The organism is Niveispirillum sp. FG156 (assembly GCF_057809555.1).
This window is the reverse complement of record NZ_JBMDKE010000003.1, coordinates 118,534-145,387: the sequence shown is the minus strand read 5'-3', so window position 1 is coordinate 145,387 and position 26,854 is coordinate 118,534. Positions and strand designations below refer to the sequence as shown.

Here is a 26,854-nt window from a genome sequence, read left to right as displayed (position 1 = left end):
ACCAGAGCGCGGATATCATCAAACTACGTGATTGCGGGAAAGACTGGCAAGCGTACGCAATTGTCAGGGTGTCGCGAAGGCCGACAGGGTCACCCGCGCCTCCAGCACCATCTGGTCCTGCACGCCGGGCAGGGCATCGGCCATCTGGGGTGCGGCCGCCATCACCATCTTTTCCCGATAGGCACTGGCCGGCATGGCCACACGCTGTTCGGTGAAGCTGATATCGCCGGCCCGGTAGTTACGGCCTGGGAAGGCGGCGTTGAGGCGCTTCAACTCGGCATTGACCTTGGCGTAGATCTTGTCGCGCAGGGCCGACCGGGTTTCCTCCGTCTCCGCCAGGGTCGGGTCGAAGGCGACACCGCCCACCCGCACCTGCAGGCCGGGCTTGCTGGCCTTCTTGGCCCGGTCGCCCAGCGCCGACAGCTGGCCTTCCGGCAGACGGGCCTGCAACTGTGCCTGCCAGCGTTCCAGTCCGGCGCTGTCGCTCTGCGGGTTCATGGCGACGATGCGCCATTCCGCCCTGTCCGCCATTCCGGCCACCGCCTTCAGCACATCCGACCGGACGGTGCCGCCATTGCCGTTGCCCGCGATATCAACGACCAGGGTGACCAGGGCCGTTTCCGTCTTCACCCAATCTTCCACCGAGACGTTGAAGGAAACGGTATCGATCACGGGCTGCACGGGCAGGGTCTGGGCCGACACAACCGGAACGGCGGTGAACAGCAGGCTGGCAAGGGCAAGGGGGACCAGCGACCGGCGCATTTCATTTCTCCACAGAACACGTATCAACGGGGCGAAAACGCCCTGCCCGCATCCTACCCCATGGGTTGCGGCCAAATTGCGTCGGGATTGCGGAAAGGATCAGAAATCCAGATCGGCGTAATGTTTGGGCGGCGGCAGGCCCGGCTGATGGTCGGTCAGCAGCGGGCGGAAGCTGGGCCGGCTTTTCACGCGGGCATAGAAATTCCGCGCCTCGGGATGATCATCCCAGGGCACATCGCCCAGGTAATCGATGGAGGACAGCTGTGCCGCCGCCGCGATATCGGCCCAGCTGAACTGATCGCCGGCCAGCCAGGTGCGCCGCTCGCACAGCCAGCCGATATAGTCGAGATGGTAATGGATATTGGCCAAACCGGCGCGGATCGACTGTGTATGCGGCGTTCCCTGGCCGGAGAAACGCTTGAACAGCTTTTCCCCCACCAGCAGGTCCGTCACCTCGGCCCGGAATTTCACATCGAACCAGCCAACCAGCCGCCGCACCTCGGCCCGCAGCGCTACCTCGCGGCCCAGCAGGCTGCTCTCGGGATAGGCATCTTCCAGATATTCGCAGATGGCGGTCTGGTCAGCGATGACGCTGCCATCTTCCTCCACCAGCACCGGCACTTCGCCGGCGGGGTTCAGCAGCATGAATTCCTCACGCCGCTCCCAGGGCTTTTCCAGCTCCAGCGCGAAATCCAGGCGTTTTTCGGCCAGCGCCACCCGCACCTTGCGTGAAAAGGGGGAGAGGGGATGGTGAAAAAGCGTCCGCATGCTGGTTCCGATCCGCCGTCTGATTACCGGCTGAAGTCAAGCTGTGCCACAGAGAATACCCGTCTGACAAGGGTTGGGCACCGTAACCTTATGGCCAGGGTCTTGTGATCACGGGGAAAATTGCGGCTGAACCCCGGTTCTGCCCCCGAATTGGCCCCCGATTCGTGTCGGGGCGGGTGGACAGGCCCCCCTGCCCGATGCGATATCCGGTGTCGGTTCAGAATGGGGGATGGAACATGGGCGGTGGCGTAACGGTGCGGGCGATCCAGGCGGATGACCGGGTGCAATGGCGGGGCCTGTGGGATGCCTACTGCACCTTCTACCGTGCCGATGTGCCCGCCGATGTCACCAATGCGCTTTGGGCCCGCATCCTGGACCCGTCCAGCAGCGTGAACGGTCTGGTGGCCGTGGATGATGCGAGTGGGCAGTTGCTGGGCCTGTGCCATTACGTCCTGCACCCGCATACATGGTCGGCCAAGCTGGTCTGTTACCTGGAGGACCTGTTCACACAGGAGGCCGCGCGCGGCAAGGGTGTGGGCCGCGCCCTGATCACCCGGCTGACGGCGATGGGGCGTGAGGCCGGCTGGGGCCGCGTCTATTGGAACACCGAGGAAGACAATGCCCGCGCCCGCCACCTTTATGACAAGGTGACAGGCGGGGCCGATGGCTATGTGCGGTATATGATCAAGCTGTGAGGGATGTGACCACGTAGGTCAGGTCGACGCGCAAGCGTCGCCCTGACAGAAAAGGCTTTCAATCCATATCTGTCAGGGCTCGCTTTCAGCTCGACCTGACCTACGGCTTCACACAAACAGCACCAGCACACCCGTGTAGCCATAAAGCTGCGCGTTGGAGATTTCACCGCCGGCAAAAAAACCGGTCAGCGGGAAGTCGCCCAGATGGCGGCGGATCAGGTCGCGCTCCACCCCTTCCCTCCCGAACAGCCGGCCCCCGCGCGCCACACAGGTGATGTAGATGCCGGCGCGCGGCACCTGACCCACCGGTAGTCGGCGTTTCAGCCCCTCCAGCATGCGGACCATGTCCGCCTCGGCGGCGGCGGCATCACGGCGGCAGAACTGGATCGGCTGCCCGTCGCGCACATTCTCCCCGATGGCGACCCAGCCACGTTCCAGATCGATGGCCGTCAGGTCACGGACCAGCCGGTCACCCCGGTCATCGCCGGGAATGGGCAGGCCCGCCATGATCAGCCCCGATATCCGGCGCAGATCGGCGGACAGTTCCGGCCCGATATCGGCCTTCAGCGCCGACAGCGCCGGGGCGCCGTCAATCTCCATCACCACATGCGCATCCGCCCTGGTGATGGCGCGGACCGGCCCGATGGGGGTGCAGCCCTGGGTCAGACCCGTGGCGACGGCGATATCGGCATCGAACATCACGCCCGACAGGCCCGGCCCCGTTTCATGCCCGCACAGCACCGCCTGTTCCCCGCGCGAGGCCGTGAGGCCACCCACGATGAACCCGCCCGTCCGCCCCGCCACATCCAGCAGCAGCGATGGCAACCGCGCATGGCGCGGATCGCCATGCAGCAGCAGCAGCAGGGGGGCATGGTCGCGCAGCCAGGGCTGAACCGCATCCACGGCCCCTGCCCCGTCGGTCATCGGCCCCAGCAGTTGCACCGCCCCATCGGGCAACCGCCCGATCAGGACAGACAAGGCCGGGCGGTCATAATGCTCAGCCCCCTGGCCCAGCACGCCGATGCCGACCGTGCCGACCCAGTCGCGCACGCCCGTCACCCCGCGCAGCAGGGTGGCAATGCTGCCGATCTGGTCGGCCAGATGATCGGTGACATAGAGCACGCCGAAATTGGCACCAGGCACCAGGGTCAGATGATCCAGGCAGTTCTTGGCGGCACTGGGCCAGTCGGCCCCGGTGCCGGTCGCGCTGGCGAACAGGGGTGCGTCGTCGGGCATTTCCTCCATCACTTCGCCCCGGCCTTGATCTGGTCCAGCGTGGCGGTAACGGTGGGCAGGATATTCTTGACGATGACGGCAACGCCTTCGGTGGTCGGGTGCATCCCGTCCTCCTGGTTCAGCTTCGGGTCCATCGCCACCCCTTCCAGGAAGAACGGGTACAGCGTCACCCCATGCTTCTTGGCAAGATCGGGATAGATGGCGTCGAACACCTTGCCATATTCACTGCCCAGGTTGCGGGGCGCCATCATGCCGGCCAGGATGACGGGCACATTCTTTTCCGCCAGCTTGGTCAGGATCTTGTCCAGGTTTTCGCGGGTGCGGACCGGGTCGATGCCGCGCAACCCGTCATTGGCGCCCAGTTCCACGATCATCAGGCCCGGCTTGTCAGCCAGAATCCAGTCCAGCCGCGACAGGCCGCCCGATGTCGTCTCCCCCGACACGCCGGTATTGGGGACGGACACGGCATAGCCCTTGGCCTTCAGCGCCGTTTCCAGCTGGCTGGTGAACGCCGCCTCACGCGGCAATTTATAGCCGGCGGACAGGCTGTCCCCCAGGACGATGATCTTTAATGGCGCCGGTGTGACCTGCGCCATCGCGCCCGACGGTGCCAATAGGCATGAAAGCAGCAGGATCAGTATCCCGAGTCGGTTGAAAGCGGCCCCCACGGGGCCATATCGGTTCGGTTCACCCTTGCTGCGAAGGTTTGTCATGGCGATGCCCATAGTTCCGGCCGACCCCGTCGTCCTGTTGCGCGATATCCACCTTAAGCTGGAGAGTGAGGCGGGCAGCGTCAACATCCTGAAAGGCATCGATCTGCATGTTGGCCGTGGGGAAAAGGTGGGCGTGGTCGGGCCCAGCGGGTCCGGCAAGTCCTCCATGATGATGATCCTGGGCGGTTTGCAGCCGCCTACCTCCGGCTCGGTCAAGGTGAAGGGCCATGAACTGACCCGCATGAATGAGGATGAACTGGCGCGGTTCCGCCGGGATGAGGTGGGGATCGTGTTCCAGTCCTTCCACCTGATCCCCACCATGACGGCGCTGGAAAATGTCGCCATCCCGCTGGAATTTGCCGGTGCCCCCGACGCCTTTGACCGCGCCCGCAAGGGGCTGGAAGCGGTCGGCCTGGGCCACCGCCTGACCCATTATCCAGGACAGCTGTCGGGCGGCGAGCAGCAGCGCGTGGCGCTGGCCCGCGCGTTTGCGCCTGAACCCTCGCTGCTGCTGGCCGATGAGCCGACAGGCAATCTGGATGGCGACACCGGCAAGCGCATCATCGAACTGATGTTCACCATGGCTGACCGGGTGGGCACCACCATCGTGATGATCACCCATGATCCGGGTCTGGCGCGGGAATGCGACCGCGTGATCCGGCTGGTCGATGGTCTAATCGTCGATGACAGCGCCGGCGATGCCCGGCCCCTGGCGGCGGCGGGGCGTTGAGATGACGGCCACCACCCTGTCCACCAGCAGCACCCAGGCAGCACCGCAATCGGGCGGCTTCCTGTCGGAATGGAAGCTGGCCTTCACCATCGCGCGGCGGGAACTGCGCGGCGGCCTGTCGGGCTTCCGCATCTTCATCGCCTGTCTGGCCATCGGCGTCGGCGCCATCGCGACGGTGCAGTCGATCTCCAGCGGCATCGAGGATGCGATGCGCAGCGATGGCCGCGCCATCCTGGGCGGCGATGTCTCCGCCCGCATCCTGTATCAGCAGGCCACGCCCGAACAGATGGCGTTCCTGGCGGCACGCGGCGAGGTGATGACCGCCGCCGAAATGCGCGCCATGGCCCGCGACCCCGATGATGGCGGCAACACCGCGCTGGTGGAGCTGAAATCCGTCAGCGGCAATTACCCGCTCTATGGCAGTTTCGACATCCAAGGGCCGGACGGCCTGCCGCAGACGGTGGATATCCAATCCCTGCTGGCCGAACGCGAGGGGCGTTACGGTGCGGTCGTGGAGGACACGCTGGCCACCCGCCTGAACCTGAAGGTCGGATCACCGGTCAGCATCGGCGGGCAGGTGGTGGAGGTGCGCGGCCTGATCGCGCGCGAGCCGGACAAGGCCGGGTCGGGCAGCTTCTCCCTCGGCCCCCGCCTGATGCTGTCGGAAGCAGCGCTCGCCAAGACGGAACTGATCCAGCCGGGCAGCCTGATCACCTGGTCCTATCAGGTGAAGCTGCGCGACGGGATCACGCCCAAGGATTTCCGCGAACAGGCCAAGACGGGGATGGAGGGGGCACCCTGGCGTCTGCGTGACTATCTGAACGCCGCCCCGCAGCTGTCGCGGTTCATTGACCGCATGACCCTGTTCCTGACCCTGGTGGGGCTGACGGCCCTGCTGGTCGGCGGGGTGGGCGTGGGCAATGCCGTGCGCGCCTATATGGATGCCAAGTCGAACACCATCGCCATGCTGAAATGCGTGGGCGCGTCGGGCTCGCTGATCTTCAAGACCTATCTGATCCAGATCCTGGCCCTGGCCTCGGTCGGCATCGTCATCGGTCTGGCCGTGGGCACCGCCGGCCCCCTGGCCGCAGGGCAGGCGCTGGCGCAGGTGCTGCCCATAACGGCCCGCATCGGGGTCTATCCCGAGGCGCTGGCCGTGGCCGCCGGCTTCGGATTCCTGACGGCGCTGGCCTTCTCGCTGTGGCCGCTGGGCCATGCGCGGGAGGTGCCGGCCATCGCCCTGTTCCGCGAACTGGTGCAGAAGGCCAAGGGCCGGCCCCGCCTGTCCTATCTTCTGGGCATTGCGGCATCGGGCCTGGGTCTTGGCACCCTGGCCGTGGCGACGGCGCAGGAAAAGGGCTTTGCCATTTCCTTCGTCATCGGCGCCGTCCTTGTGCTGGGCCTGTTCTGGCTGGCCGGGATCGGCGTGACCAAGGCGGCAAAGGCCGTGGGCCGGCCCCGCCTGCCCGTCCTGCGTCTGGCCTTCGCCAATATCCACCGGCCCGGCAGCCCGACCAGTGCGGTTGTCCTGTCGCTGGGTCTGGGGCTGACGGTTCTGGTCGCCATCGCCCTGATCGAAGCGAATTTCCAGAAGGAGGTTTCCGACCGCCTGCCCACCAACGCGCCGGCCTTCTTCTTCGTCGATATCCAGCCCGATCAGGTGGAGGAATTCCGCCAGACCGTGCTGGCTGTGCCGGGGACCGAGGATCTGGCGCTCACCCCCAACCTGCGCGCCCGCATCGTGGCCATCAATGGGGAAGAGGCGGAAAAGGCCCTGAAGACCAAGGAATATTCCTGGGTCCTGAACGGCGACCGCGGCATCACCTGGCAGGCGCAAGCGCCGGCCAACGACAAGGTGCTGGCCGGTGAATGGTGGCCCGCCGATTATCAGGGCCCGCCCAAGCTGGCCGTGTCCAAGGAGATCGCCGAAAGCTTCGGCATCGGCCCTGGCGCCACCATGACCATCAATGTCCTGGGTCGCGATATCGAGGGCGAGGTGGCTTTGGTCCGGGAACTGGACTGGGACACGATCACCATCAACTTCACCCTGGTCTTCTCCCCCGGTGTCCTGGAATCGGCACCCCAGACCTATCTGGCCACGGTGCGCGCGCCGGTGGCGGCGGAACCGGCGGTTCAACGCAACGTGGCCGTGAAGTTCAGCAATATCAGCGCGGTGCGCGTGAAGGACGCGCTGGAGACAGTGTCAGAGATCCTGGTCAATGTCGGTCTGGCCGTGCGCCTGACGGCGGCGGTGACGCTGCTGGCCGGCACCCTGGTCCTGGCCGGTGCGGTTGCCGCCGGGCATCGTCGCCGCGTCTATGATGCCGTGGTGCTGAAGGTGCTGGGGGCCACGCGGGCGACCGTCCTGCGCGCCTTCCTGCTGGAATACGGTCTGCTGGGCCTGATCACGGCGGGTATTGCCGGCCTTCTGGGCACCATCGTCGCCTGGATCGTGGTCAGCGAAGTGATGGACTTCCCGTTTGTCTTCATGCCCTGGGCGGTAATCAGCACCGCCTTGATTTGTACTGCCATCACCCTGACCTTGGGCTTCATTGGCACCTGGCGCGCTTTGGGTCAGCCCGCTGCACCTGTCCTTAGGATTGATTGACGACAACTGCGCCTGTCTGTTGTAGATATATAAGGAAAGGCTTCCCACGCGTGATAGGCGTGGGAAGCCGCTTGGCACCGGATGGGACAGCGATGCAGGTGGCAACGATGGAACCGGCGACGACGGTCGATAGCACCGGCCCGATCCCGGATGAGGTGTTGAACGCCAAGCTGATCGCCTGCTGGCAGGCGGCGTTGAATACCGATGACCCTGATGAAAGCCAGCGCTGGGTGGATATGGCCGAATGGCTGGCCCATCGCGACGATGAACCCGCCCCCACCACGCGAAGCAAGCGCCCCGTCGGCGACCGCCGCCGTTTCCCCCGCGTGCCTGTGCGCAGCACGGCGCTGCTGACCCTGGAGGGCCGCGTCATCCGGGGTGAAACCGTCAACCTGTCACGCACCGGCGCCTGTTTTGCCTGCACCGGCCCGGACGGGCTGGAGATCGGCATGCAGGGTGTATTTTCGGTGCACGGCTGGGTGGAGGATCGCCCCGCCCATATCGTGGCCCTGGACCCCGGTCAGGTCCGTCTGCGGTTCGACTGAAACACGCGTACGAGTCGCCGCGGCTCTGTGGGTAAGTGACTGCATTCAGACACTTGTTGCCGTTTCAACACATTACCGCACTGCACAACGGCCCTGCAGGGGTTTCATTACGCAGTTGCGAAATCCAGGCGGCGCCTAGGGAATGGCATCTGCCCGAACCCGGCGTCACGGAACTTTCATCGCAACGACCGTTCACCTCTCTGACGTTCGATCTATGACTGCGCGATCACGCGGGACCGGGATGGGGATACAGCCCCGCTCCTGCGTCGATCGAGACATTGTGAGAGAGAGTAGAACGGATCATGCAGTCCACCTTGAAGCACGCCCTGCTGGCGGGCCTGTCCGCCGTCACGCTGGCCACGCCGATGGCCGCCCTGGCCCAGACCAGCACCGACACGCTGGAAGAGATCATCGTGACGGCGCAGCGCCGGGCCGAGAACCTGCAGGAAGTGCCGATGTCCGTCGCCGCCATTTCGGGCGAGGGCTTGCGCGATCTGCTGGCCGGCGGTGCCGATATCCTGGCCCTGTCCGCCAAGGTGCCGGGCCTGTACGCCGAAACCTCCACGGGCCGCATTTTCCCGCGCTTCTATATCCGTGGCCTGGGCAATAACGACTTCTATCTGGGCGCCTCGCAGCCGGTTTCCGTCGTCATCGATGAGGTGGTGATGGAGAACGTGGTGCTGAAGAGCAGCCCGCTGTTCGACGTGCGCCAGGTGGAGGTGCTGCGCGGGCCGCAGGGCACGCTGTTCGGTCGCAACACCACCGCCGGCATCGTGAAGTTCGACAGCATCGCGCCCAGCCAGGATACGTCCGGTCGCGCCGCCCTGTCGCTGGGCACCTACAACACCTTGACCATGGATGCCGGCTTCGGCGGCGCGCTGGTGGAGGACAAGCTGTCGGCCCGCGCCTCGGTCATGTATCAGCGCCGCGACGATTATGTCCGCAACGCCACCACGGGCCGCGATCTGGGCGGCTATCAGGATGTGGCCGCGCGGCTGCAGTTCCTGCTGACCCCGTCCGATGACACCAGCGCCCTGCTGAACATCCATGGCCGCGACCTGGGCGGCACCTCGTCCCTGTTCCGGGGCAATGCCCTGACCAAGGGCTCGAACAAGCTGAACGCCAATTATCGCAAGCGCACCGTCGCCTATAATGACGGCGACAATAACAACCAGGAATATGATGGCTGGGGTTCGTCGCTGAAGATCGACCATGATCTGGGCGCTGTCACCCTGACCTCAATCACCGCCTATGAGACGACGGACGGCTATTCCCGTGGCGACACGGACGGCCTGCCCCTGAACGCCGCCGAAAGCCAGGGCAATATCGATGACCTGGACCAGTGGACGCAGGAAGTGCGTCTGGCCAGCGACACCGATGGCCCGCTGAACTGGCAGGTCGGCGGCTTCTATTTCAATTCCGACGAACAATTCTCCTTCCGCCCCTACCGTTTCTTTGAAACTGGCGGCGCCAGCGGCTTTGTCACGCTGCGCAACCGTAATGAAAGCTGGGCCCTGTTCGGCCAGGCCGGCTATCAGCTGACGGAAGACCTGAAGCTGACGGGTGGCGTGCGCTATACCGAAGACGACAAGAAGATGAATGTGCTGAAGGCCCTGACCGCTGGCACCTTCCGCTCCATTGAGAACGGTACCGCGCAGGTTCAGACGGCCTATACCGGTACTCGCTATGTCCGTCTGAAGGATGACGAGGTCAGCTGGGACGCCAGCCTGTTCTATAACGTCACCGACGATGCCGCCGTCTTCGCCCGCGTCGCCCGTGGCTTCCGTGGCCCCACCATCCAGGGCCGCACCGTGTCCTTCAACGGCCCGCCGACCACCGCCACCTCGGAGACCATCATCTCCTATGAGGCGGGCGTGAAAAGCACGCTGCTGAATGACAAGCTGCGCCTGAACGGTGCCGTCTATACCTACACCGTCAACGACATCCAGTTGACGGCGTTCGACGCCAACGGCACCGCCCGCCTGTTCAATGGCAACAAGGGCGAGGCCAAGGGCTTCGAACTGGACGCCGAATTGCAGGTGACGCGCGATCTGGTCCTGACCGCCGGCGTGACCTACACGGACACGGAGATCAACGACAAGAGCGTGACCTCCAGCGTCTGCGCCCCCATCAGCGTCTGCACGGTCAAGGACCCGCTGGTCAGCGGTCGCGCCCTGATCGACGGCAACCCGTTCCCCAACGCGCCGGAATATATCCTGAACTTCACGGCGCGGTACGACTTCCCGCTGGCCGATGGCGGCACCCTGTTCGCCTTCACCGACTGGAGCGTGACGGGCAAGACCAACTTTGTGCTGTATGAATCCGCTGAATTCTACAGCAAGGGTGATTTCGAGGGTGGTCTGCGCCTGGGCTACAAGGCCCCGGACGACAAGTATGAAGTTGCCGTCTTCGCCCGCAACATCACGGACGAGCAGAACGTGAAGGGCGTGATCGAGAACTTCATGGCCCCGGTGGTGAGCGACCCGCGCACCGTCGGCATCTCGCTGTCCACGAAGTTCTGATGAGGATCAGCGGCGGCCCTGCTCTGGGCCGCCGCTGACATTACCCCGCATAGACATTGGCCCGGCGCAGGCGCAGCGAGACGGTCTGTCCCGGCGTCAGCGGTGTGGTGGTGGCGTGGCGGTCCAGGACCGCTTCCACCACCTTGCCATTCAGGTTCAAATCCAGACGCAGCTGCGGCCCCACGGGCTGGATCAGGCGGATGGTGGCGGACAGGGTCCCCGCCTCTCCCGGTTCCGCCAGATCAATATCATGGGCGCGGATATAGGCCGTGGCCGGACCCGGCGGCGGCAATTCATTGACCACCGGCACCCGCGCACCGGCAATGACCGCCGCCCCGTCGGCCACCACGCAGTCCAGCCGCGTGCCGCCGCCCAGGAAATCGCAGACAAAGGCCGAGGCCGGGTTGTCATAGACCTCTGCTGGGGTGCCCACCTGTTCAATGCGCCCCTTGTTCAGGATGGCGACACGGTCGGCCAGTTCCAGCGCCTCTTCCTGGTCATGGGTCACGAACACCGTCGTCACCCCCATGCCCTTGTGGATGTCACGCAGCCAGCGGCGCAGTTCCTTGCGCACCTTGGCGTCCAGCGCGCCGAACGGCTCATCCAGCAGCAGCACGCGCGGTTCGGTGGCCAGCGCACGGGCCAGCGCCACACGCTGCCGCTGCCCGCCTGACAGCTGGTTGGGATAGCGGCCCGACAGGGGCGCCAGCTGCACCAGTTCCAGCAGGTTCATGACGCGGGTGCGGATGTCGGCGTCGGAAATCTTGGGCTTGCGGCGGGAGACACGCAGGCCGAAGGCCACATTCTCAAACACGCTCATATGCCGGAACAGGGCGTAATGCTGGAACACGAAGCCGACGCGCCGCGCATGCGGCTCCGACACCGTCGCATCCTCCCCCTCGATCAGCAGGGTGCCTTCATCGGCATAATCCAGGCCGCCGATCATGCGCAGCAAGGTGGTCTTGCCCGATCCCGAGGGACCCAGCAGGGCCATCAGTTCCCCGGACTGGATATCCAGGTCAATCCCGTCCACAGCCGCAAAGCCGCCGAAACGCTTGGTCAGGTTCTTGATATTGATGCTCATGGGTCCGTTCCCATCAATGGCGGCGGGCGGTGGCGGCCAGTTCGGCGCCGTGGCGCCATTCCAGCAACGATTTGGCGACCAGCGTCACCAGGGCCAGGATGGCCAGCAGCGAGGCGACCGCAAAGGCGGCCACGAAATTATACTCGTTGTAGAGGATCTCCACATGCAGGGGCATGGTGTTGGTCTCCCCCCGAATATGGCCGGACACGACCGATACGGCCCCAAACTCCCCCATGGCGCGGGCATTACACAGCAGCACGCCATAAAGCAGACCCCAGCGGATATTGGGCAGGGTTACGCGGCGGAAGGTTTGCCAGCCGCTGGCGCCCAGCGTGATCGCCGCCTCTTCCTCCTCCACGCCCTGTGCCTGCATCAGCGGGATCAGTTCGCGGGCCACAAAGGGGAAAGTGATGAACATGGTGGCCAGCACCAGGCCCGGCACGGCAAACACGACCTGCACCCCATGTTCACGCAGGAATGGTCCCATCAGGCCGTGCGCGCCGAACAGCAGCACATAGACCAGACCGGAAATGACGGGACTGACCGAGAAAGGCAGGTCGATCAGGGTCAGCAACAGGGATTTGCCGGGAAACTTATGCTTGGCGATGGCCCAGGCGGCGGCAACCCCGAACACCACATTCACGGGCACGGCAATGACCGCGACTAGCAGGGTCAGCTTGATGGCCGCCAGCGCGTCCGGTTCCACCAGCGCCTCGAAATAGGCGCCCAGGCCCCGGCGCAGCGCTTCCGTAAACACAGCCGCCAGCGGCAGCAGGATGAAAAAGCCCAGGAAGCCCAGGCCCGCCAGCATGATCAGCGCCTTGACCCAGCCGGGTTCGGCCACCGTCACGCGGGATTTGGGGGCATGTCCACTCATCTCACACCCCCGCCCAGCGGCGCGACCAGCGCTGCAACAGATTGATCACCAGCAGCATGATGAAGGACAGGATCAGCATGGCGATACCGACAGAGGCGGCACCGGCATAATTGAACTGTTCCAGCTTGATCACGATCAGCAGCGGCGCGATTTCCGACACCATCGGCATGTTGCCGGCGATGAAGATCACCGATCCGTACTCCCCCACCGCCCGCGCCAGGGCCAGGGCAAAACCGGTCAGCAGGGCCGGGAAGATCACGGGGAAGATGACGCGGATAAAGGTCTCGAGCCGCGTGGCGCCCAGACAGGCCGCCGCCTCCTCCAGCTCCGTATCCAGTTCCTCCAGGACGGGCTGTACGGTCCGCACCACAAAGGGCAGGCCGATGAAGGTCAGCGCCACCACCACGCCCAGCGGCGTATAGGCGACCTTGATGCCCAGCGGGTCCAGATACTGCCCCACCCAGCCATTGGGCGCGTAGAGAGAGGTCAGCGCGATGCCGGCCACCGCCGTGGGCAGGGCAAAAGGCAGATCGACAATGGCATCCACCACCCGCTTGCCCCAGAAATCATAGCGCACCAGCATCCAGGCGACGGCCAGCCCGAAAACGGCATTGATCGCCGCCGCCACGAACGCCGCGCCGAAGGACAGGCGCAATGCGGCCAGCACGCGCGTTTCCGTCACCTGATGCCAGAAGCCGGACAGGCCGATATCCCACGGGCGGATCATCAGGGCCGCCAGCGGGATCAGCACAATCAGGGTCAGATGGGTCAGCGTGATGCCCAGCGTCAGGCCAAAGCCCGGAATGATGGAGCGGTTGCGCCGTTTAAACAGCGAGAAGCCGGAAGCACCGCTCATGCTGCGCCCCCAAGGGTGGCACCCGCCGAACGGCGAAGGGAAGGCAATGAAGGCAAGGCGAAATTCCTGTCCATGACCACCCCCCTGTTTTGACGCGCATGCCCCGCCGGTCCTGTCGGGTCCGGCGGGGATGGCTGGGGGTCAGACTAGTCTGGTTTGCCACCACCACAAAGGGTGCAGTGGTTAACGGCCTTATTACTGACCGGGCTTGTAAATCTCGTCAAACACACCGCCATCGGCGAAGTGGGTCTTCTGGGCCGTGGCCCAACCGCCGAACTTGGTGATGTCGAACAGTTTGATGTTGGGGAACTGCGTCGCATATTTCTGCGCCAGGGCCGGCAGACGCGGACGGTAATAGTTCTTGGCCGCGATCTCCTGCCCTTCGGGGGTGTAGAGATAGGTCAGGTAGGCTTCAGCCACCTTGCGGGTGCCCTTGCGGTCAACATTCTTGTCCAGAACGGCGACCGGCGGTTCGGCCAGGATGGAGACAGAGGGAACCACGATCTCCAGCTTGTCGGCGCCCAGTTCATTGATGGCCAGGAACGCTTCATTCTCCCAGGCCAACAAGACATCGCCGATGCCACGCTGTACGAAGGTGGTGGTGGAACCGCGCGCACCGGTATCCAGCACGGGCACGTTCTTGAACAGCTTGGCCACGAAATCCTTGCCGGCCGCATCGCCGCCGCCATTCTTATCGGCGGCATAGCCCCAGGCCGCCAGATAGTTCCAGCGCGCCCCGCCCGAGGTCTTGGGGTTCGGCGTGATCACCTGGATGCCCGGCTTGATCAGATCGTCCCAATCCTTGATGGCCTTGGGATTGCCCTTGCGGACCAGGAACACGATGGTGCTGGTATAGGGCGTGGAATTATAGGGCAGCTTGGCCTGCCACTGCTTGGACAGCAGGTCCGTATTCTCGGCGATCGCATCGATATCAGAGGCCAGTGCAAGGGTCACGACATCGGCGTCCAGCCCGTCAATGACAGAGCGCGCCTGCTTGCCCGAACCGCCATGCGAGGCCTTGATCTCGATATCCTCGCCCGTGGTCGCCTTCCAATGCTTGGCGAAGGCGGTGTTGAACTCCTTATAGAGTTCGCGGGTCGGGTCGTAGGAGACGTTCAGGATCTGCCCACTGCCCCACACGGGCGACACGGCCAGGCCAACCAGGGCGGCGGTGGTGATGGCGACACGCTTGAACCATTTCATCGTGGAAACTCCTTCATCCATCAGGCGGCTGCCACGAAGCATGGTTCGTGGCGCTTTAGCGTTTGGTGACGCGGCGCAAGCTGCGCGATCAAATTGCCGCGACCGTCGGGTTAATCCCTATCGGTGAAATGGACTTTGTACTGACCTTGATGTGCTGTCAATACGGATTTTTAACGTATAACTAATGTTGATTATGAAACAACCGCGACTTTTCACTGTTAAAATATGTGAAATCACGGTTAACTATTTAATATCAGTTACTTAAGTGGAACCTGATCGAATATCAGGTGGGTATAGCATCAGAGGTGGCGTGCCCGGTCGCGCAGAAATGCCCAAACCGGTCAGGGCCTATCCCGTATCCATCGGGCTGGGCGCTGCCTATTCTCCACTAAACTCAGGTAAATAAAAAGGGCGCCGGTGGCGCCCTTATCTGCGGAGATATCAGGGGATCGGATAAGGTCGACGGCTCAACCGCCGCGCTGCCAGACCTTGCTGATCAGGAAGTTCTTGGCCAGGAACTGATAGGTCCGCTTCAACCGGTTTTCGGTTTCCGGTTCCTTGTCGATATCGTTGCCGTCCCACATTTCGATCACTTCGTCCCACACCATCAACATGGTGTGCAGTTCGTCGCGCATGCGCCGGATGAAGGCGACCTGGGCGTCGAAGGTGCGCAGCATGGCCATCACTTCGGCCGTCTGTCCATCCACCTGGTCAAAGATATCGTCAAAATTGGCGACCGGGGTCTTGGCCAGCGCCTGCATGCGCCCCACATCGGCCACCACCTGCCCCTCACCTTTGAAGGTGCGCTTGGCCTGACCGAGCTTCGACATGATCTTCTGAACATGCGAATAGCGGTCGCGCAGCGCCTCGATATAGGACAGCTCGCGGGCCAGATAATCGACCTTGTCGACCATCTCCTGCTTGCGGTCATCCGGCAGGCCGAACTGCTTGGCCAGCTTGGAGAAGGCCTCCTGGGCCTTCTGCTTGGTCTGCGGGTCTTCCACGATCTGTTCCAGTTGGAACCGGTCGGTGATCATGGACTCACGGCCCGTGATCCAGGAGACGAGCTGCAGCGTCAGGCGGCCACGGGCAATGGTCAGGTGACGTTCATCCACCCGCCACGACGCCGAACCGTCCAGCAATTCGCGCGGAATGCTGTCGCCCGGACGGATTTCCTTGACGAATTTCAGCCCCTTCTCGACGATGGTCAGCAGACGTGCATCGTCACTCTTGTCTTCGATCTGAAAACTCTCGCGCAGGGTGCGGAAGGGAATTTTCCCCCAGACATCGCCCAGATGAACATTGAGGACGGGGTCGTTATTATCCTTGGACAGCGCGAAATAGCCGCCCGGAAGCTGAAAGACCTTGGAGGTGAACAGGAAATGGGTGCTGGTGTCGCCCTTCTGGTCACCCTGGTCCTTGCCTTGGCCTTCTGTCGCGCTTCTTTCAGACACTGAAACCATCCGGGCTGACCCGGTCCCCATCTTCCGCGATCATTGCAACGGCCAGTATAACCCGCCCGCCCCTTTTTGCGACACGAACCATATCACCCAAAGGGTGGGTTGACGAACCCTTATCTGGATTTCCGGGATGTATCGGATTGGAAATGGACAGACCCCTGTAACCTTGCCGGCCCACGTTACAGACGGTCGGCAACTGCCATCAATCATTCATCATCTTGGCGCTCTTGATGGCGTCGCGCAGCAGCACGCCCTTGCGCAGGATATTGTCGACGATACGGCCCTGGACCATCTGGATGCCCGCCTTTTCCGCGAACATCAGGCCCGATACCGAGCCGCAGCGGGCCAGGATGAACCGGCAATTGCTCTGCGCCTTGATCTTTTCGGAAAAGACCTCGAACTCATGGTCCGACATCATGTCCATTTCGTCGTTCCAGAAGATCTTGGCATAGTCGCAGGCCATATATTCCAGATCCATATGCGTGACCCAGAAATCATTCAGCCCGTCGATACAGATCTGGTACCCCTTGGAAGAGGCGAAATCGACCACCTCCTTATAGGTGTCGATATTCTCCACCAGATCGGCCTTGTTGATCTCCAGGATCACATTGCCGCGCAGGTCCGCCGTCAGACGTTCGTCAAACTTCACGAACGAGGCCGACATGATGGTGGACAGGTTCAGGTTCAACCCGATGCGCCGACCGCGCAGGAAATCCACACCGTAATTCAGCGCCTTCAGCACCGAATTATCGAGATTGGCCGTGAAGTAGCTGAACAGCCACTTGTTGGCGGTGATGTCGTAATTGGGTGACAGCCGTTCTTCCAGCGCCTTGATGGCGATATACAGTTCGAAATATTCGAACTGGTTCTGTTCACCATTGGTGATATCGACCACCGGCTGGTTCAGCATGAAGGGTGACAGGTCGAACATCTGCACGGCGCGTTCGATCTTGCCCAGCTCTTCCAGCGTGATGGGCGGCTTCGTCTCCGCCTTGGCCGCGTCGGCATTGCTCTCCCGCGCCAGACCTTCGATGAACCGGATCACGTTCACGAAGTTCAGCGACAGTTCCATGATGGAATAGAGGCTGTCTTCCCCATAGGGATTGCGCTTCACCATGGAGGTGCGCGACAGCATCAGCTTTTCGATCTTGGAACAGACGTCAGAGATCAGGGAAAATTTGATGCCCTTGTACAGGACGATGACGTCGTCGTTGGACAGGGAGAAAAGCTGGAGATAGGCGGACTGATCAGCGGTTTCCTGCATGGCCCGCTTGATGGAGATCAGGTCAAGCTGGCTCTTATCCTTCAGAAGCGACATATGCAGATGGATCAGGCGCAGTCCCTGCACCTCGCGCTTGGCGCTTTGCAGCAGCGTCAGCAGCTTCTGATCGTCATACTCGGGCTTTTCATTCATCGCAGTGGCAGACGAACGCTCGCCCGGTTTTACCCGGACCCAGTCGCGTTTCGGTGCATTCGGTTGGCGATTCATGAAGTTGCCCTTGCGCCCTTCCGCTTGGAATGTGCCAGTACCGGCCTTTGCCTGCGATGGTGGTTAATCGGCCATTAAAGGGGCTTATACCCCAAAGGCATAGATTTCACTATCCACCATCGGACAAGTATACAAAATTTTATCTATTCCTCCTACCGTGATTTTCCCCCCGAACGACCTGAACCGCAAGATGACCGGTCGCATATATGCGGAAGATGGGACGCCACGGCGTGCCAAGCTTGATCGCGGAGAACAGGGAGAGGAGGGGTGGCTGGGGCGCCAGGATTCGAACCTGGGAATGGCGGTACCAAAAACCGCTGCCTTACCGCTTGGCGACGCCCCAACATTGTCCCGTCTGACGGGCGGCGCGCACCATAGTCAGTTTGCCATCGCTGTGCAATAGCTTCGCGAAAGGCTGCGCCCCTTGCTGCGGAACCACTGGCAGGCGCTGGTAATCGTGTTAGTGTCGCCTTCATCCTACCACCTCTTGTGGCTGAAAGACCGGCTCCGCCCGGATACGCGAAGAATGCCCAAATACGCCGCCCGCCCCTTGCGCCGATTCGTTCCCGCCCTTCTGGCCCCCTTGCTGCTGTCGGGCCTGACACTGGCCCCCGCCGCAGCCCCTGCTGCGGCGCAGGAGGTGAAGAAGCCGACGGTGCAGAAGCCGGTGAAGCCCACCGTGAAGAAGCCGGCCACCACCGCGCCCAAACCGGCGGCAGCCCCCAGCAAGCCACGCCGCAAGGCCGGTGCCGCCACCGCGGGTGCCGCGGCAGCGGCCGGCGGTGCTGCGGCCCTGGCTGCCGGCACGCAGGTTCCGGCCCTGCTGCCCGCCGGGACCGACCCGGAATTGAAGGCGCTGGAAGGGAAGGCGCGGGAAGGCGACGCCGATTCGCAGATGGCCCTGGCCGATGCCCTGACGTCACAGACGCCGACCGGCGCGCAGGATCTGCGCCGCGCCATCTACTGGTACGGACAGGCGGCGGCCAAGGGCGACGCCGATGCCGCCTGGACCCTGGCAGAGCTGTTCCGGGGCGATATCGGCATCCCCGACGATATGGAACAGGCCGCCAACTGGTATCGCAAGGCTGCCGAAATGGGCCATGCCGAGGCGGCGTTCGATCTGGGCCTGCTCTACACCGAAGGCTATGGTGTGGAGCGGGATACGGGAGAGGCCGCACGCTGGTTCCAGCAGTCCGCCGATGCCGGCGTGGCCCGCGCGCTTTATATGCTGGGCACGCTCTATGAACAGGGCGTGGACGGCGCGCCCGACCTGGATGCGGCACGGGCCTGGTATGGACAGGCGGCGGAGGCCGGCGACCCCGGCGCCCGTCAGGCCCTGCGCCGCCTGGATGCCGGGGGCCGCAATGTGGAAGTGGCGGAAGGTCCGCCTGCCGGCATGCTGGGCGGCCCACCGGGCAGCGCCACCATCCGCCGGTCCACCGTGTCCGGCGTCCTGCCCCGCAGTGACCAGGATGGGGACGATGATGAGGATGGGGCCGCCCCGACCGCCGCCGGCCCTGTGGCGGCGATGATCAGCGGCGCTGCCGCAGGCACCGGTGCCCGCGCCATCCCCGTCGATCAGGCGGGCGTGCGCGAAATCCAGACCCGCCTGATCAAGCTGGGCTTGCAGAAGGGCAAGGCCGACGGGTTCCTGGGCAAACGGACGGTCGCGGCCATCCGCGCCTATCAGAAATCCGTAGGCCTGCCCGTGGATGGCAAGGCCAGCCAGACCCTGCTGCGCCGCCTGCGCCAGGGATAGGCTAAACTCGGCGTTCCATCAGGATCTCCGTGCCGTCGTCGCGAACCTTGGTAAAGCCCGCACGCGACAGCAGGTGGCGGGCCCGGCTGTCATAAAACAGGGTGGCGCGGATGGACTGCTTCTGTGCATCGGCAAGGTTGGTCAGGGCCGACAGTAGCCGTGCCCCCCGCCCCTGCCCGCGCAAATGCGGCAGAAACAGGAATTCCAGCAGCGTCACCGGCCCCTGGACCGGCCAGTCCAGGACCAGCAGACCCGTGGTCCGCATATCCTCCCCCATCAGCAGGGTGACGGCATCGGGATGCGTCCGCCGGACCGCGTTCAACCGGCCCTCCACCTGTGCGGAGACAAGAACGCCACGGGCAGATGCCGGCACATCGGCCAGCATCTGTGCCGCATCCGCCCCAACAATCTGACGCAGCAGCGCGCGGTCACCCGCCAGGGCGACCCGCGCCTGCATACCGTCAACAGCGCCGATAAGGGCGGCAATAGGGTCCGGTTTCATGAAGCGGCCATTTTGGGTTGCGCACTCCCCACACGATAGCCGCCAAATGACAGGATGCCCCTGTGAACTGCTTCACGTCACGCGATGTGAAATGCCACTTTTCCCGCGTGACGCATCATGATTTCATGTCCCCTCAATCGCCGGGCCGCGCGGCGGCAGTCCCCGCCGCACCAACGGTCAAAGGATTTTACCGTTGGTATCACTCCGCCGCCGCCCCCGTTGATGGCAGGGGATGGTTCAGGAAACGCTTGCGCAGTTCCGTCTTCAACAGCTTGCCCGTGGCCGAATGCGGCAGTTCGGGCACGAAGACAATATCGTCAGGCAGCCACCATTTCGCCACCTCGCCTTCCAGATGGCGCATCAGAGCCGTCTTGTCCGGTTCATGCCCGGCGCGCGGCACGATGACCAGCAGGGGCCGTTCGACCCAGCGCGGATGCGGCACACCCACCACCGCCGCCTCCTGCACCGAGGGGTGGCCCATGGCGGCATTTTCCAGATCGATGGAACTGATCCATTCGCCGCCCGATTTGATCACGTCCTTGGCGCGGTCCACGATGCTCATGGCGCCGTCATCGCTGATCACGGCCACGTCGCCGGTCTTGAACCAGCCATCGGGGGTGAAGGCGTTCTCATTGGCCTTGTCATCCTTGTAATAGCCGCGCGTGATCCACGGCCCGCGCACCACCAGCTCGCCATAGGAATGGCCGTCGCGCGGCTGATCCTGGCCATCGGGGCCGATGACGCGCATTTCCACACCATAAAGCGGGCGTCCGGCCCGCAGCTTGGCGTCATGCTGCTGTTCCACGGGCAGGGCCGCTTCGGCCTGGGACAGGGCGCCGACGGACCCGACGGGCGACAATTCCGTCATGCCCCAGCCCTGGACACAGGCCACGCCATGGGTCAGCTCAAATTCCTCCAGCATGGCGCGCGGCAGGGCGGAACCGCCGACCGTCACATTCTTCAGGCTGCTGAATTTCGCCCCCGTGGCGCGCATATGCGCCAGCAGACCCAGCCAGACCGTGGGCACGCCCGAGGAGATGCTGACCTGTTCCTGTTCCATCAACTCATAGACGCTTTTGCCGTCCAGCTTGGGACCGGGCAGCACCATCTTGGCCCCCACGATGGCGGCAGAATAGGGGTAGCCCCAGGCATTGGCATGGAACAGGGGCACGACCACCAGAATGCTGGACGCCGCCCGCACATCCAGCCCCGGCGCCGTCAGCACGCCATAGGCATGCAGGACCGAGGAGCGATGGGAATACAGCACGCCCTTGGGATTGCCCGTGGTGCCCGAGGTATAGCAAAGGCCGCAGGCCGTGTTCTCGTCAAACTCCGGCCAGTCATAGGTATCGGGCTGCGTGGACAGCAGGGTCTCATAGCAATGGAGATGGGGGATCACGCTGCTGGCCGGCATCAGTTCGGCCCGCGTCATCACCACCACGCCTTCGACCCCCTTGAAGAAAGGCCACAGCTTTTCGACCAGCGGCAGGAACATGGGGTCGACGAACAGGAACCGATCCTCGGCATGGTTCACGATATAGGTGATCTGGTCGGGGAACAGGCGCGGATTGACCGTGTGGCAGACGGCACCGACACCCGGCAGGGCATAGTAGAGTTCCAGATGCCGATGGTCGTTCCAGGCCAGGGTGCCCACCCGATCCCCCGGCTTCACACCCAGCGCATCCATCGCATGGGCCAGCCGCGCGGTGCGGTGCCAGGCATCCTTCCAGGTATAGCGGTGCGCCGCCTCGCCCGCGAAACGCGACGTGATCACCTGATCGGCATAATTCTGCGCGGCATGCCGCAGCAGACCGATGATCATCAGCGGACGGTCCATCATCAAACCAGCGAGCATTCGGATCTTCCTCCCAAGCGTATCCGTCACCTGTGTTTTCCACAGTCTTGTTGACGATAGCTTGGGGCTTTCCGATGCCGGTTTCCAGAGGGATTTAAACGCTTGTTCCAAATTTTTCCGCCGGCGGAGACATGCCGCACAGCAACAAAAAACCCGGCCGCCGTTGCCGGGGCCGGGTTTGCTGTAACGAGGGTGTCTTAACTGATCTGGGAGAGGAGTTCTTCCAACTCGTTGAAGTCGGGCATGTATTCCGAGGGCACCTTTTTTCGGGCCGCTTCGATGGAGACCTGTGGGGCGTATCCGCCCAGATGGGCCACCACCGCCGTCTTGATCACGCCATAGAACAGGCTGTCCTCTTCCGCGATGCCCTTCAGGCGCCCGGCAATGGGGGCGGCCAGACAATAGGCCAGGAAGATGCCCAGGAAGGTACCGACCAGCGCGCCGCCGATCAGCTTGCCCAGCACTTCCGGCGGTTCGGAGATCGAGGCCATGGTCTTGATCACGCCCAGCACGGCGGCCACGATGCCAAGGGCGGGCAATGCGTCGGCCAGGCCCTGGATGGCATGGGACGAATGCTGGTCCTCATGCTTCATCTTGTCGATCTCGGCTTCCATCAGGCTTTCCATTTCCATCGGGTTATCGACGCCGATGGAATACATGCGCAGATAGTCAGAGATGAACTTCACCGTCGTGTTGCTTTTCATCACGGCGGGATAGGCGTTGAAGATGTTGCTTTCCAGCGGCTTTTCGATGTGCTGCTCAATCGCCAGCACGCCCTTGCTCTTCATGGTCTTGAGGATCTGATAGAGCAGGGACAGAAGCTCGATATATTCCTTCTTGTGGAAGGGCGAACCCGCGAAGATCTTCTTGATGTCCCGGCCCGACGCCTTGACCGTGTGGGCGGAGTTGGTGATCAGGAAGGACGAAACGCCCGACCCGCCGATGATCATAATCTCCTTCGGCATGGCTTCGATGATGATGGCCATCTTGCCGCCAAAGATGACGTAACCGCCAAACACACAGAAAAACACGCCGACAAGGCCGATGATGGCGAACATGCGCTACCCCGGAATGGTGGGTCCCGCCCTGGACCGATGGGTGAAGGTAAACCAACGGCTTGGCAAAACCAACCCAGCATAGAGAGCGGGTCTGTGGAAGGCGCAGGAGAGCATGTCGCCCTCACCCTCCCAAGCCTCCCGGCTTGGGCCCCTCCCTCTCCCACCTTTATGGGCGAGGGCTGAATTTTTAGCCCCTCGCCCGCCTGCGGGAGAGGGAGGGGCCCGAACGCGCAAGCGTTTGGGAGGGTGAGGGAGCGACGCCCCCGCCTTACCCCACCAGCGAGGCCGCCAGAACCGCCTTCACATCCTCCAGCGCCACATCGGCACAGCGGAAGGCCTTGCCGATACCGCGCGCCAGGATGAAGGTGACGCGGCCATCCTTGACCTTCTTGTCCTTGGCCATGTGCGCCGCCAGCTTTTCCGCTGTCCAGGCACCACCACCCAGATGGGCCGCCGACACCGGCAGACCGACCGACGACAGATGCGCCTTCGCCCGCGCCAGATCGGCAGCGGGGCACAGGCCCATGCGCACCGACAGGTCAAAGGCCATGACCATGCCAATGGCCACCGACTCGCCATGCAGCAAGGCCGTGCCATACCCGGCCTCCGCCTCCAGCGCATGGCCGAACGTGTGGCCCAGGTTCAGCAACTCGCGCAGGCCGCCTTCGCGTTCATCCTTGGCCACGATATCGGCCTTGGCATCGCACGAAACCCGGATTGCCTCGGTCAGCAGGGCATCGTCGCCATCGACCAGCGCCTTGCCGTTGGTTTCCAGCCAGGTGAAGAAATCCGGACGGTCGATCAGGCCATACTTCACCACCTCGGCATAACCGGCCAACACTTCCCGCTTCGGCAGGGTCTTCAGGCTGTCGGTATCGGCCAGGACCAGACGCGGCTGGTGGAAGGCGCCGATCAGGTTCTTGCCATGACGGCTGTTGATGCCGGTCTTGCCGCCCACGGAACTGTCCACCTGGGACAGCAGCGTGGTCGGCACCTGGACGAAGTCGATGCCACGCAGGGCGATGGCCGCCGCGAAGCCGCCCAGATCGCCCACGACCCCGCCGCCCAGCGCCACCAGCACCGTCTTGCGCTCGATCCCGCGCGACAGCAGGGCGTCCATCACCGCGCCCAGCTTCTCCATGTCCTTGCTGGCCTCGCCCGACGGCACCACGATCGGGTCCATGACCCTGGCCCCGGCGGCGCGCAGACTGTCCAGCAGGGGGGACAGGTGCAGGTCGGCCACGGCACTGTCGGTCAGCACCACCAGCGGGCGGTTGCCCACCGCATCGCGGATCAGGGTGCCGGCATTGCGGATCAGGCCCGGCCCTATATGGATGTCATAGGAACGGTCACCCAGGGCGACGGGGACGATGGTGCTCGGGCGGGTCATGGTCGGTTCCGGATGCTGTCGGGCGGTCAGGCGGCGCTGCTGTCGGCATCGCCCAGCCACTGGCGAAGGGCAACGATGACGCGGTCGGTGGTGACGTCGGGCGGGCTGTCGTCGCTGTCCACGGTCAGGTCGGCCTGGGCATAGACGGGATAGCGGACATCCATCAGCCGGCCCAGAACCACGCGCGGATCACCCTGGCGCAGCAGGGGCCGGTGGTCACGCCGGGCGGTACGGTGAACCAGCAGATCCAGATCGGCGCGCAGCCAGATGGAGATGCCATGGTCGCGGATGGTCTGGCGCGTCGCCTCATCCATGAAGGCGCCGCCGCCCGTGGACAGGACCTGCACCGGCTGATCCAGCAGCCGGCTGATGACGCGGCGTTCGCCGTCGCGAAAGCCCGCTTCCCCGAACCGGTCAAAGATTTCCTGAATGGTACAGCCGGCGGCCCGCTCGATCTCGTGATCGGCATCGACGAAGGGCAGGCCCAGCTTGGCGGCCAGGCGCTTGCCGATACTGGTCTTGCCGGCCCCCATCAGGCCGATCAGCACCAGTGTCTTGGGGATGGGCAGCACCGTCACGGACATGGGCTCCAAGGTCCAGCTTGCCGGCATACCCAGACGGGGGACAACCGGGATGGCGGATGGTGGCGTGATTGCCAGCCCATGGCGCGGGCGCTATGGTGCGGGTCAAGGCCACCGGAACGGACGTTTCCATAGCACGAGGGGGTGGGGTCACCCAACCCTGGGAGCCAAGGGAAAAGCGGAGCCGGCACTGGTCACCGACGCATGGCTGGACCCTCTATCCATGCGACTGTCTGTCATTCTGGTTCGGGACCTGTTTTCCATGAGCATGCTGGTGAAGATTCTGCTGCTGGTCGTTGTGCTTGTCGGTGTCGGCGGTTTCGCCGTGCTGGCCAGCGTCGATCTGCCTGCCCCCTCGCAGCCGGTGGAACGGGTGATCCCGAATGACCGTTTCAAGTAACCGGCACCGCCGGCTGGGTGGCCCCCTGGGTGGAATTGCGGCCCTGGGCCTGACGCTGCTGGCCGGCACCGCGCTGGCGCAGCAGGCGGAGCCCGTGCCCTCGATCCCCACAGGCGCCCCTGTCTCCCTGTTCCCGCCGGCACCCGCCACGGACCCGGCGCCCGCACCCGATGTGGTCGGCACGGATGCCGCCGCCAGCCCGGATGCAGCGGCGGCTCCCACCGCCGACGCCCGCTCACCCAAGGGCGTGATGGTGGAGGAATTGAAGGCGCAGGACCCGGAACTGGCCGGTACCCTGGGCCCCGACAATGGCGGCCTGCCGCCCGATCTCTGGCACGGGCTGCCGCGCGCCGATGTGGAGGCGCTGGTGGCCGGCATCCCCGCCGGCCTGACCAGCCCCGCACTGCGCGCCATGACCAGCAGCCTGCTGCTGACCAGTGCGGACGGCTTGGGTGCGGGGGAAAAGACCCGGAATTTCGCGGCCCTGCGGACCGAGGCGCTGCTGCGCATCGGCGATGCCGACGGGGCCGATGCCCTGCGCAATGTCGCCCCCGCCGTTCTGGAGGATGAAGGGGCGGCGCTGGCCTGGCTGGAGATGCGTTTCTTCGCGGGTGACCGGCAATCGGCCTGTGATCAGGTGCCGGGCCTGCTGTCGCGGTTCCAGCATCCCGTCTGGCAGAAATGGCAGATCGTCTGTCAGATCGCCAATGGACAGATGGATGGCGTCTTTCTGGGCCTGGACCTGATGCGCGAACAGGGCGACAAGGACGACCTGTTCGCCCGTCTGGCCGAAGGGGCCGCCAACGCGGTGAAAACGCCCGTGAAGGGCGTTCTGGAACCCACGCCCACGCAGTTGGCCTTGATCCTGGTATCGGGCCGGCCCTTCCCGCCGGAAACCAAAATCGCCGGCCCCGGCCCGCTGGCCGCCTTGGCGCGGCTTGCTACCCTGCCAGTGCCGCAGCGTCTGGCCGCCGCCGAACGCGCCGTGGCGCTGGGCGGGCTGGACGGTCCCGGCCTGCTGTCGGTCTATGAGGCGGTGGCCGATGCCGATCCCAAGGCCCTGACCATCGCCGCCGCCAAGAAGCCGACGCCGCTGCTGCGGGCACAGTTGCTGCGGGCCCTGCGCGCCGAACCGACGCCCGCCGCCAAGGCCGGGCTGTTCAAGGTGGCGATGCTGGCCAGTTCCACCGAACAGCAGGCGGGCGCTTACGGCGCCCTGCTGCTGGAGGAGGCGCGGCAGTTCCGCCTGACGGTCGGTTTCGCCTCCATCGCGCCGCTGGTGGCCCGCCTGCATCTGTTGCAGGGGGAGGCCACCGCCGCCGGCCCCTGGATCAATCTGGCGCGCGATGATTTCAACGCGTCGAAGGATGAAGGGGCCTTCGCCCGGCTCTGGCCGCTGGCCGCCGCCCATGGATTGCTGCGGGAGACGGACTTTGACCGCGCCCGCTGGGTCCGCGACCTGGGCGGCGATACCGCGCGCGACAAGGCGGAAGAGGTGCTGATCCTGCTGACCGCCCTGCATGGCGGCAAGGATGCGCCGCTGCCGCCGCTGGCCGATGGCGGCGCCCCGCCGGGTCAGGTGAAGGGGGCGGTTCTGCTGGACGCCGTTACGGCGCTGGGCAGTGACGGGGCCGTGGGCACGCCGGCCTTCGACCTCGCCGCCATCCTGACCGATCTGACCCGCGCCGGCCTGTCCGAACAGGCCCGCCAGATCGGGGCGGAGGCGATTGCCGGCCTGCTGCGGCCGGGGGCGTGACCAGG

General features: G+C 64.2%; 23 protein-coding genes and 1 tRNA gene. 8 read left to right on the top strand and 16 right to left on the bottom strand.

The window, feature by feature from the left end:
* Window positions 1-63: 63 nt before the first annotated feature.
* Together ACODSP_RS03075 and ACODSP_RS03070 are read right to left on the bottom strand one after the other, a co-directional pair.
* Complete coding sequence (locus ACODSP_RS03075) at window positions 64-762, bottom strand: hypothetical protein (protein WP_488964160.1); 699 nt, start codon at window positions 760-762, stop codon at window positions 64-66.
* Between the two features lie 99 nt (window positions 763-861).
* Window positions 862-1,530: a glutathione S-transferase family protein gene (locus tag ACODSP_RS03070; RefSeq protein ID WP_054166706.1), complete on the bottom strand. Its 669-nt coding sequence runs from the start codon at window positions 1,528-1,530 to the stop codon at window positions 862-864.
* Window positions 1,531-1,766: 236 nt separating this feature from the next.
* Here ACODSP_RS03070 and ACODSP_RS03065 point away from each other — a divergent pair, with 236 nt between their 5' ends.
* The gene (locus tag ACODSP_RS03065) at window positions 1,767-2,225 is read left to right on the top strand and encodes a GNAT family N-acetyltransferase (RefSeq protein WP_488964159.1); all 459 of its coding nucleotides are present in this window, start codon (window positions 1,767-1,769) and stop codon (window positions 2,223-2,225) included.
* Window positions 2,226-2,333: 108 nt separating this feature from the next.
* On the opposite strand, the gene ACODSP_RS03060 is transcribed toward ACODSP_RS03065, so the two are convergent.
* Together ACODSP_RS03060 and ACODSP_RS03055 are read right to left on the bottom strand one after the other, a co-directional pair.
* Window positions 2,334-3,461 (bottom strand): FIST signal transduction protein, encoded by a 1,128-nt coding sequence (locus tag ACODSP_RS03060; protein WP_488964158.1) that lies wholly within the window; start codon window positions 3,459-3,461, stop codon window positions 2,334-2,336.
* Window positions 3,462-3,469: 8 nt separating this feature from the next.
* Window positions 3,470-4,174, bottom strand: a complete 705-nt coding sequence (locus ACODSP_RS03055; protein ID WP_488964157.1) for an arylesterase — start codon at window positions 4,172-4,174, stop codon at window positions 3,470-3,472.
* On the opposite strand from ACODSP_RS03055, the gene ACODSP_RS03050 reads away from it, so the two are divergent.
* The 4 genes from ACODSP_RS03050 (at window position 4,173) to ACODSP_RS03035 (ending at window position 10,579) form a co-directional block, all read left to right on the top strand.
* Window positions 4,173-4,904 carry an ABC transporter ATP-binding protein gene (locus ACODSP_RS03050; RefSeq protein ID WP_488964156.1) on the top strand — a complete coding sequence of 244 codons (732 nt, stop codon included), beginning with the start codon at window positions 4,173-4,175 and terminating at the stop codon, window positions 4,902-4,904. The two genes, ACODSP_RS03055 and ACODSP_RS03050, sit on opposite strands and share 2 nt — an antisense overlap.
* Before the next feature lies 1 nt (window position 4,905).
* Window positions 4,906-7,512, top strand: a complete 2,607-nt coding sequence (locus ACODSP_RS03045; protein WP_488964155.1) for an ABC transporter permease — start codon at window positions 4,906-4,908, stop codon at window positions 7,510-7,512.
* Window positions 7,513-7,604: 92 nt separating this feature from the next.
* The gene (locus ACODSP_RS03040; protein ID WP_488964154.1) at window positions 7,605-8,057 is read left to right on the top strand and encodes a PilZ domain-containing protein; all 453 of its coding nucleotides are present in this window, start codon (window positions 7,605-7,607) and stop codon (window positions 8,055-8,057) included.
* A 302-nt stretch (window positions 8,058-8,359) separates the two neighbouring features.
* Window positions 8,360-10,579 (top strand): TonB-dependent receptor, encoded by a 2,220-nt coding sequence (locus ACODSP_RS03035; RefSeq protein ID WP_488964153.1) that lies wholly within the window; start codon window positions 8,360-8,362, stop codon window positions 10,577-10,579.
* Between the two features lie 40 nt (window positions 10,580-10,619).
* Here the strand turns inward: ACODSP_RS03035 and ACODSP_RS03030 are convergent, their stop codons facing one another.
* From ACODSP_RS03030 to ACODSP_RS03000, 7 genes are all read right to left on the bottom strand, one after another.
* Window positions 10,620-11,663 (bottom strand): sulfate/molybdate ABC transporter ATP-binding protein, encoded by a 1,044-nt coding sequence (locus ACODSP_RS03030; RefSeq protein WP_488964152.1) that lies wholly within the window; start codon window positions 11,661-11,663, stop codon window positions 10,620-10,622.
* 13 nt (window positions 11,664-11,676) lie between these two features.
* Complete coding sequence (gene cysW, locus ACODSP_RS03025; RefSeq protein WP_488964151.1) at window positions 11,677-12,540, bottom strand: sulfate ABC transporter permease subunit CysW; 864 nt, start codon at window positions 12,538-12,540, stop codon at window positions 11,677-11,679.
* Between the two features lies 1 nt (window position 12,541).
* Window positions 12,542-13,396, bottom strand: coding sequence for a sulfate ABC transporter permease subunit CysT (gene cysT / locus ACODSP_RS03020; RefSeq protein WP_488964150.1), 855 nt, complete (start codon window positions 13,394-13,396; stop codon window positions 12,542-12,544).
* Between the two features lie 195 nt (window positions 13,397-13,591).
* Entirely contained in the window at window positions 13,592-14,599 is a 1,008-nt protein-coding gene (locus ACODSP_RS03015) for a sulfate ABC transporter substrate-binding protein (protein WP_488964149.1), read from the bottom strand.
* A gap of 467 nt (window positions 14,600-15,066) precedes the next feature.
* Window positions 15,067-16,053, bottom strand: coding sequence for a hypothetical protein (locus ACODSP_RS03010; protein WP_488964148.1), 987 nt, complete (start codon window positions 16,051-16,053; stop codon window positions 15,067-15,069).
* Between the two features lie 208 nt (window positions 16,054-16,261).
* On the bottom strand, window positions 16,262-17,548 hold the full coding sequence (locus tag ACODSP_RS03005; RefSeq protein ID WP_054166630.1) for an EAL domain-containing protein: 1,287 nt from the start codon (window positions 17,546-17,548) through the stop codon (window positions 16,262-16,264).
* Window positions 17,549-17,816: 268 nt separating this feature from the next.
* A tRNA-Gln gene (locus ACODSP_RS03000) sits at window positions 17,817-17,891 on the bottom strand.
* Window positions 17,892-18,074: 183 nt separating this feature from the next.
* Between ACODSP_RS03000 and ACODSP_RS02995 the strand changes: the two genes are divergently transcribed.
* Complete coding sequence (locus ACODSP_RS02995) at window positions 18,075-19,307, top strand: peptidoglycan-binding protein (RefSeq protein ID WP_488964147.1); 1,233 nt, start codon at window positions 18,075-18,077, stop codon at window positions 19,305-19,307.
* 1 nt (window position 19,308) lies between these two features.
* Here ACODSP_RS02995 and ACODSP_RS02990 read toward each other — a convergent pair whose 3' ends face one another.
* The 5 genes from ACODSP_RS02990 to ACODSP_RS02970 all read right to left on the bottom strand — a co-directional run bounded on the left by ACODSP_RS02990 (window position 19,309) and on the right by ACODSP_RS02970 (window position 24,696).
* On the bottom strand, window positions 19,309-19,809 hold the full coding sequence (locus tag ACODSP_RS02990; protein WP_488964146.1) for an N-acetyltransferase: 501 nt from the start codon (window positions 19,807-19,809) through the stop codon (window positions 19,309-19,311).
* Between the two features lie 199 nt (window positions 19,810-20,008).
* Window positions 20,009-21,664: a long-chain-fatty-acid--CoA ligase gene (locus ACODSP_RS02985; RefSeq protein WP_488964145.1), complete on the bottom strand. Its 1,656-nt coding sequence runs from the start codon at window positions 21,662-21,664 to the stop codon at window positions 20,009-20,011.
* 197 nt (window positions 21,665-21,861) lie between these two features.
* Window positions 21,862-22,722 carry a flagellar motor stator protein MotA gene (gene motA, locus ACODSP_RS02980; RefSeq protein ID WP_488964144.1) on the bottom strand — a complete coding sequence of 287 codons (861 nt, stop codon included), beginning with the start codon at window positions 22,720-22,722 and terminating at the stop codon, window positions 21,862-21,864.
* Window positions 22,723-22,990: 268 nt separating this feature from the next.
* Complete coding sequence (gene aroB / locus ACODSP_RS02975) at window positions 22,991-24,112, bottom strand: 3-dehydroquinate synthase (protein ID WP_488964143.1); 1,122 nt, start codon at window positions 24,110-24,112, stop codon at window positions 22,991-22,993.
* Between the two features lie 26 nt (window positions 24,113-24,138).
* Complete coding sequence (locus ACODSP_RS02970) at window positions 24,139-24,696, bottom strand: shikimate kinase (protein ID WP_488964142.1); 558 nt, start codon at window positions 24,694-24,696, stop codon at window positions 24,139-24,141.
* A 220-nt stretch (window positions 24,697-24,916) separates the two neighbouring features.
* Here ACODSP_RS02970 and ACODSP_RS02965 point away from each other — a divergent pair, with 220 nt between their 5' ends.
* Together ACODSP_RS02965 and ACODSP_RS02960 are read left to right on the top strand one after the other, a co-directional pair.
* Entirely contained in the window at window positions 24,917-25,093 is a 177-nt protein-coding gene (locus ACODSP_RS02965; RefSeq protein ID WP_488964141.1) for a hypothetical protein, read from the top strand.
* Window positions 25,077-26,849 carry a hypothetical protein gene (locus tag ACODSP_RS02960; protein ID WP_488964140.1) on the top strand — a complete coding sequence of 591 codons (1,773 nt, stop codon included), beginning with the start codon at window positions 25,077-25,079 and terminating at the stop codon, window positions 26,847-26,849. Before ACODSP_RS02965 ends, ACODSP_RS02960 begins: the two co-directional genes overlap by 17 nt.
* Window positions 26,850-26,854 lie beyond the last annotated feature (5 nt).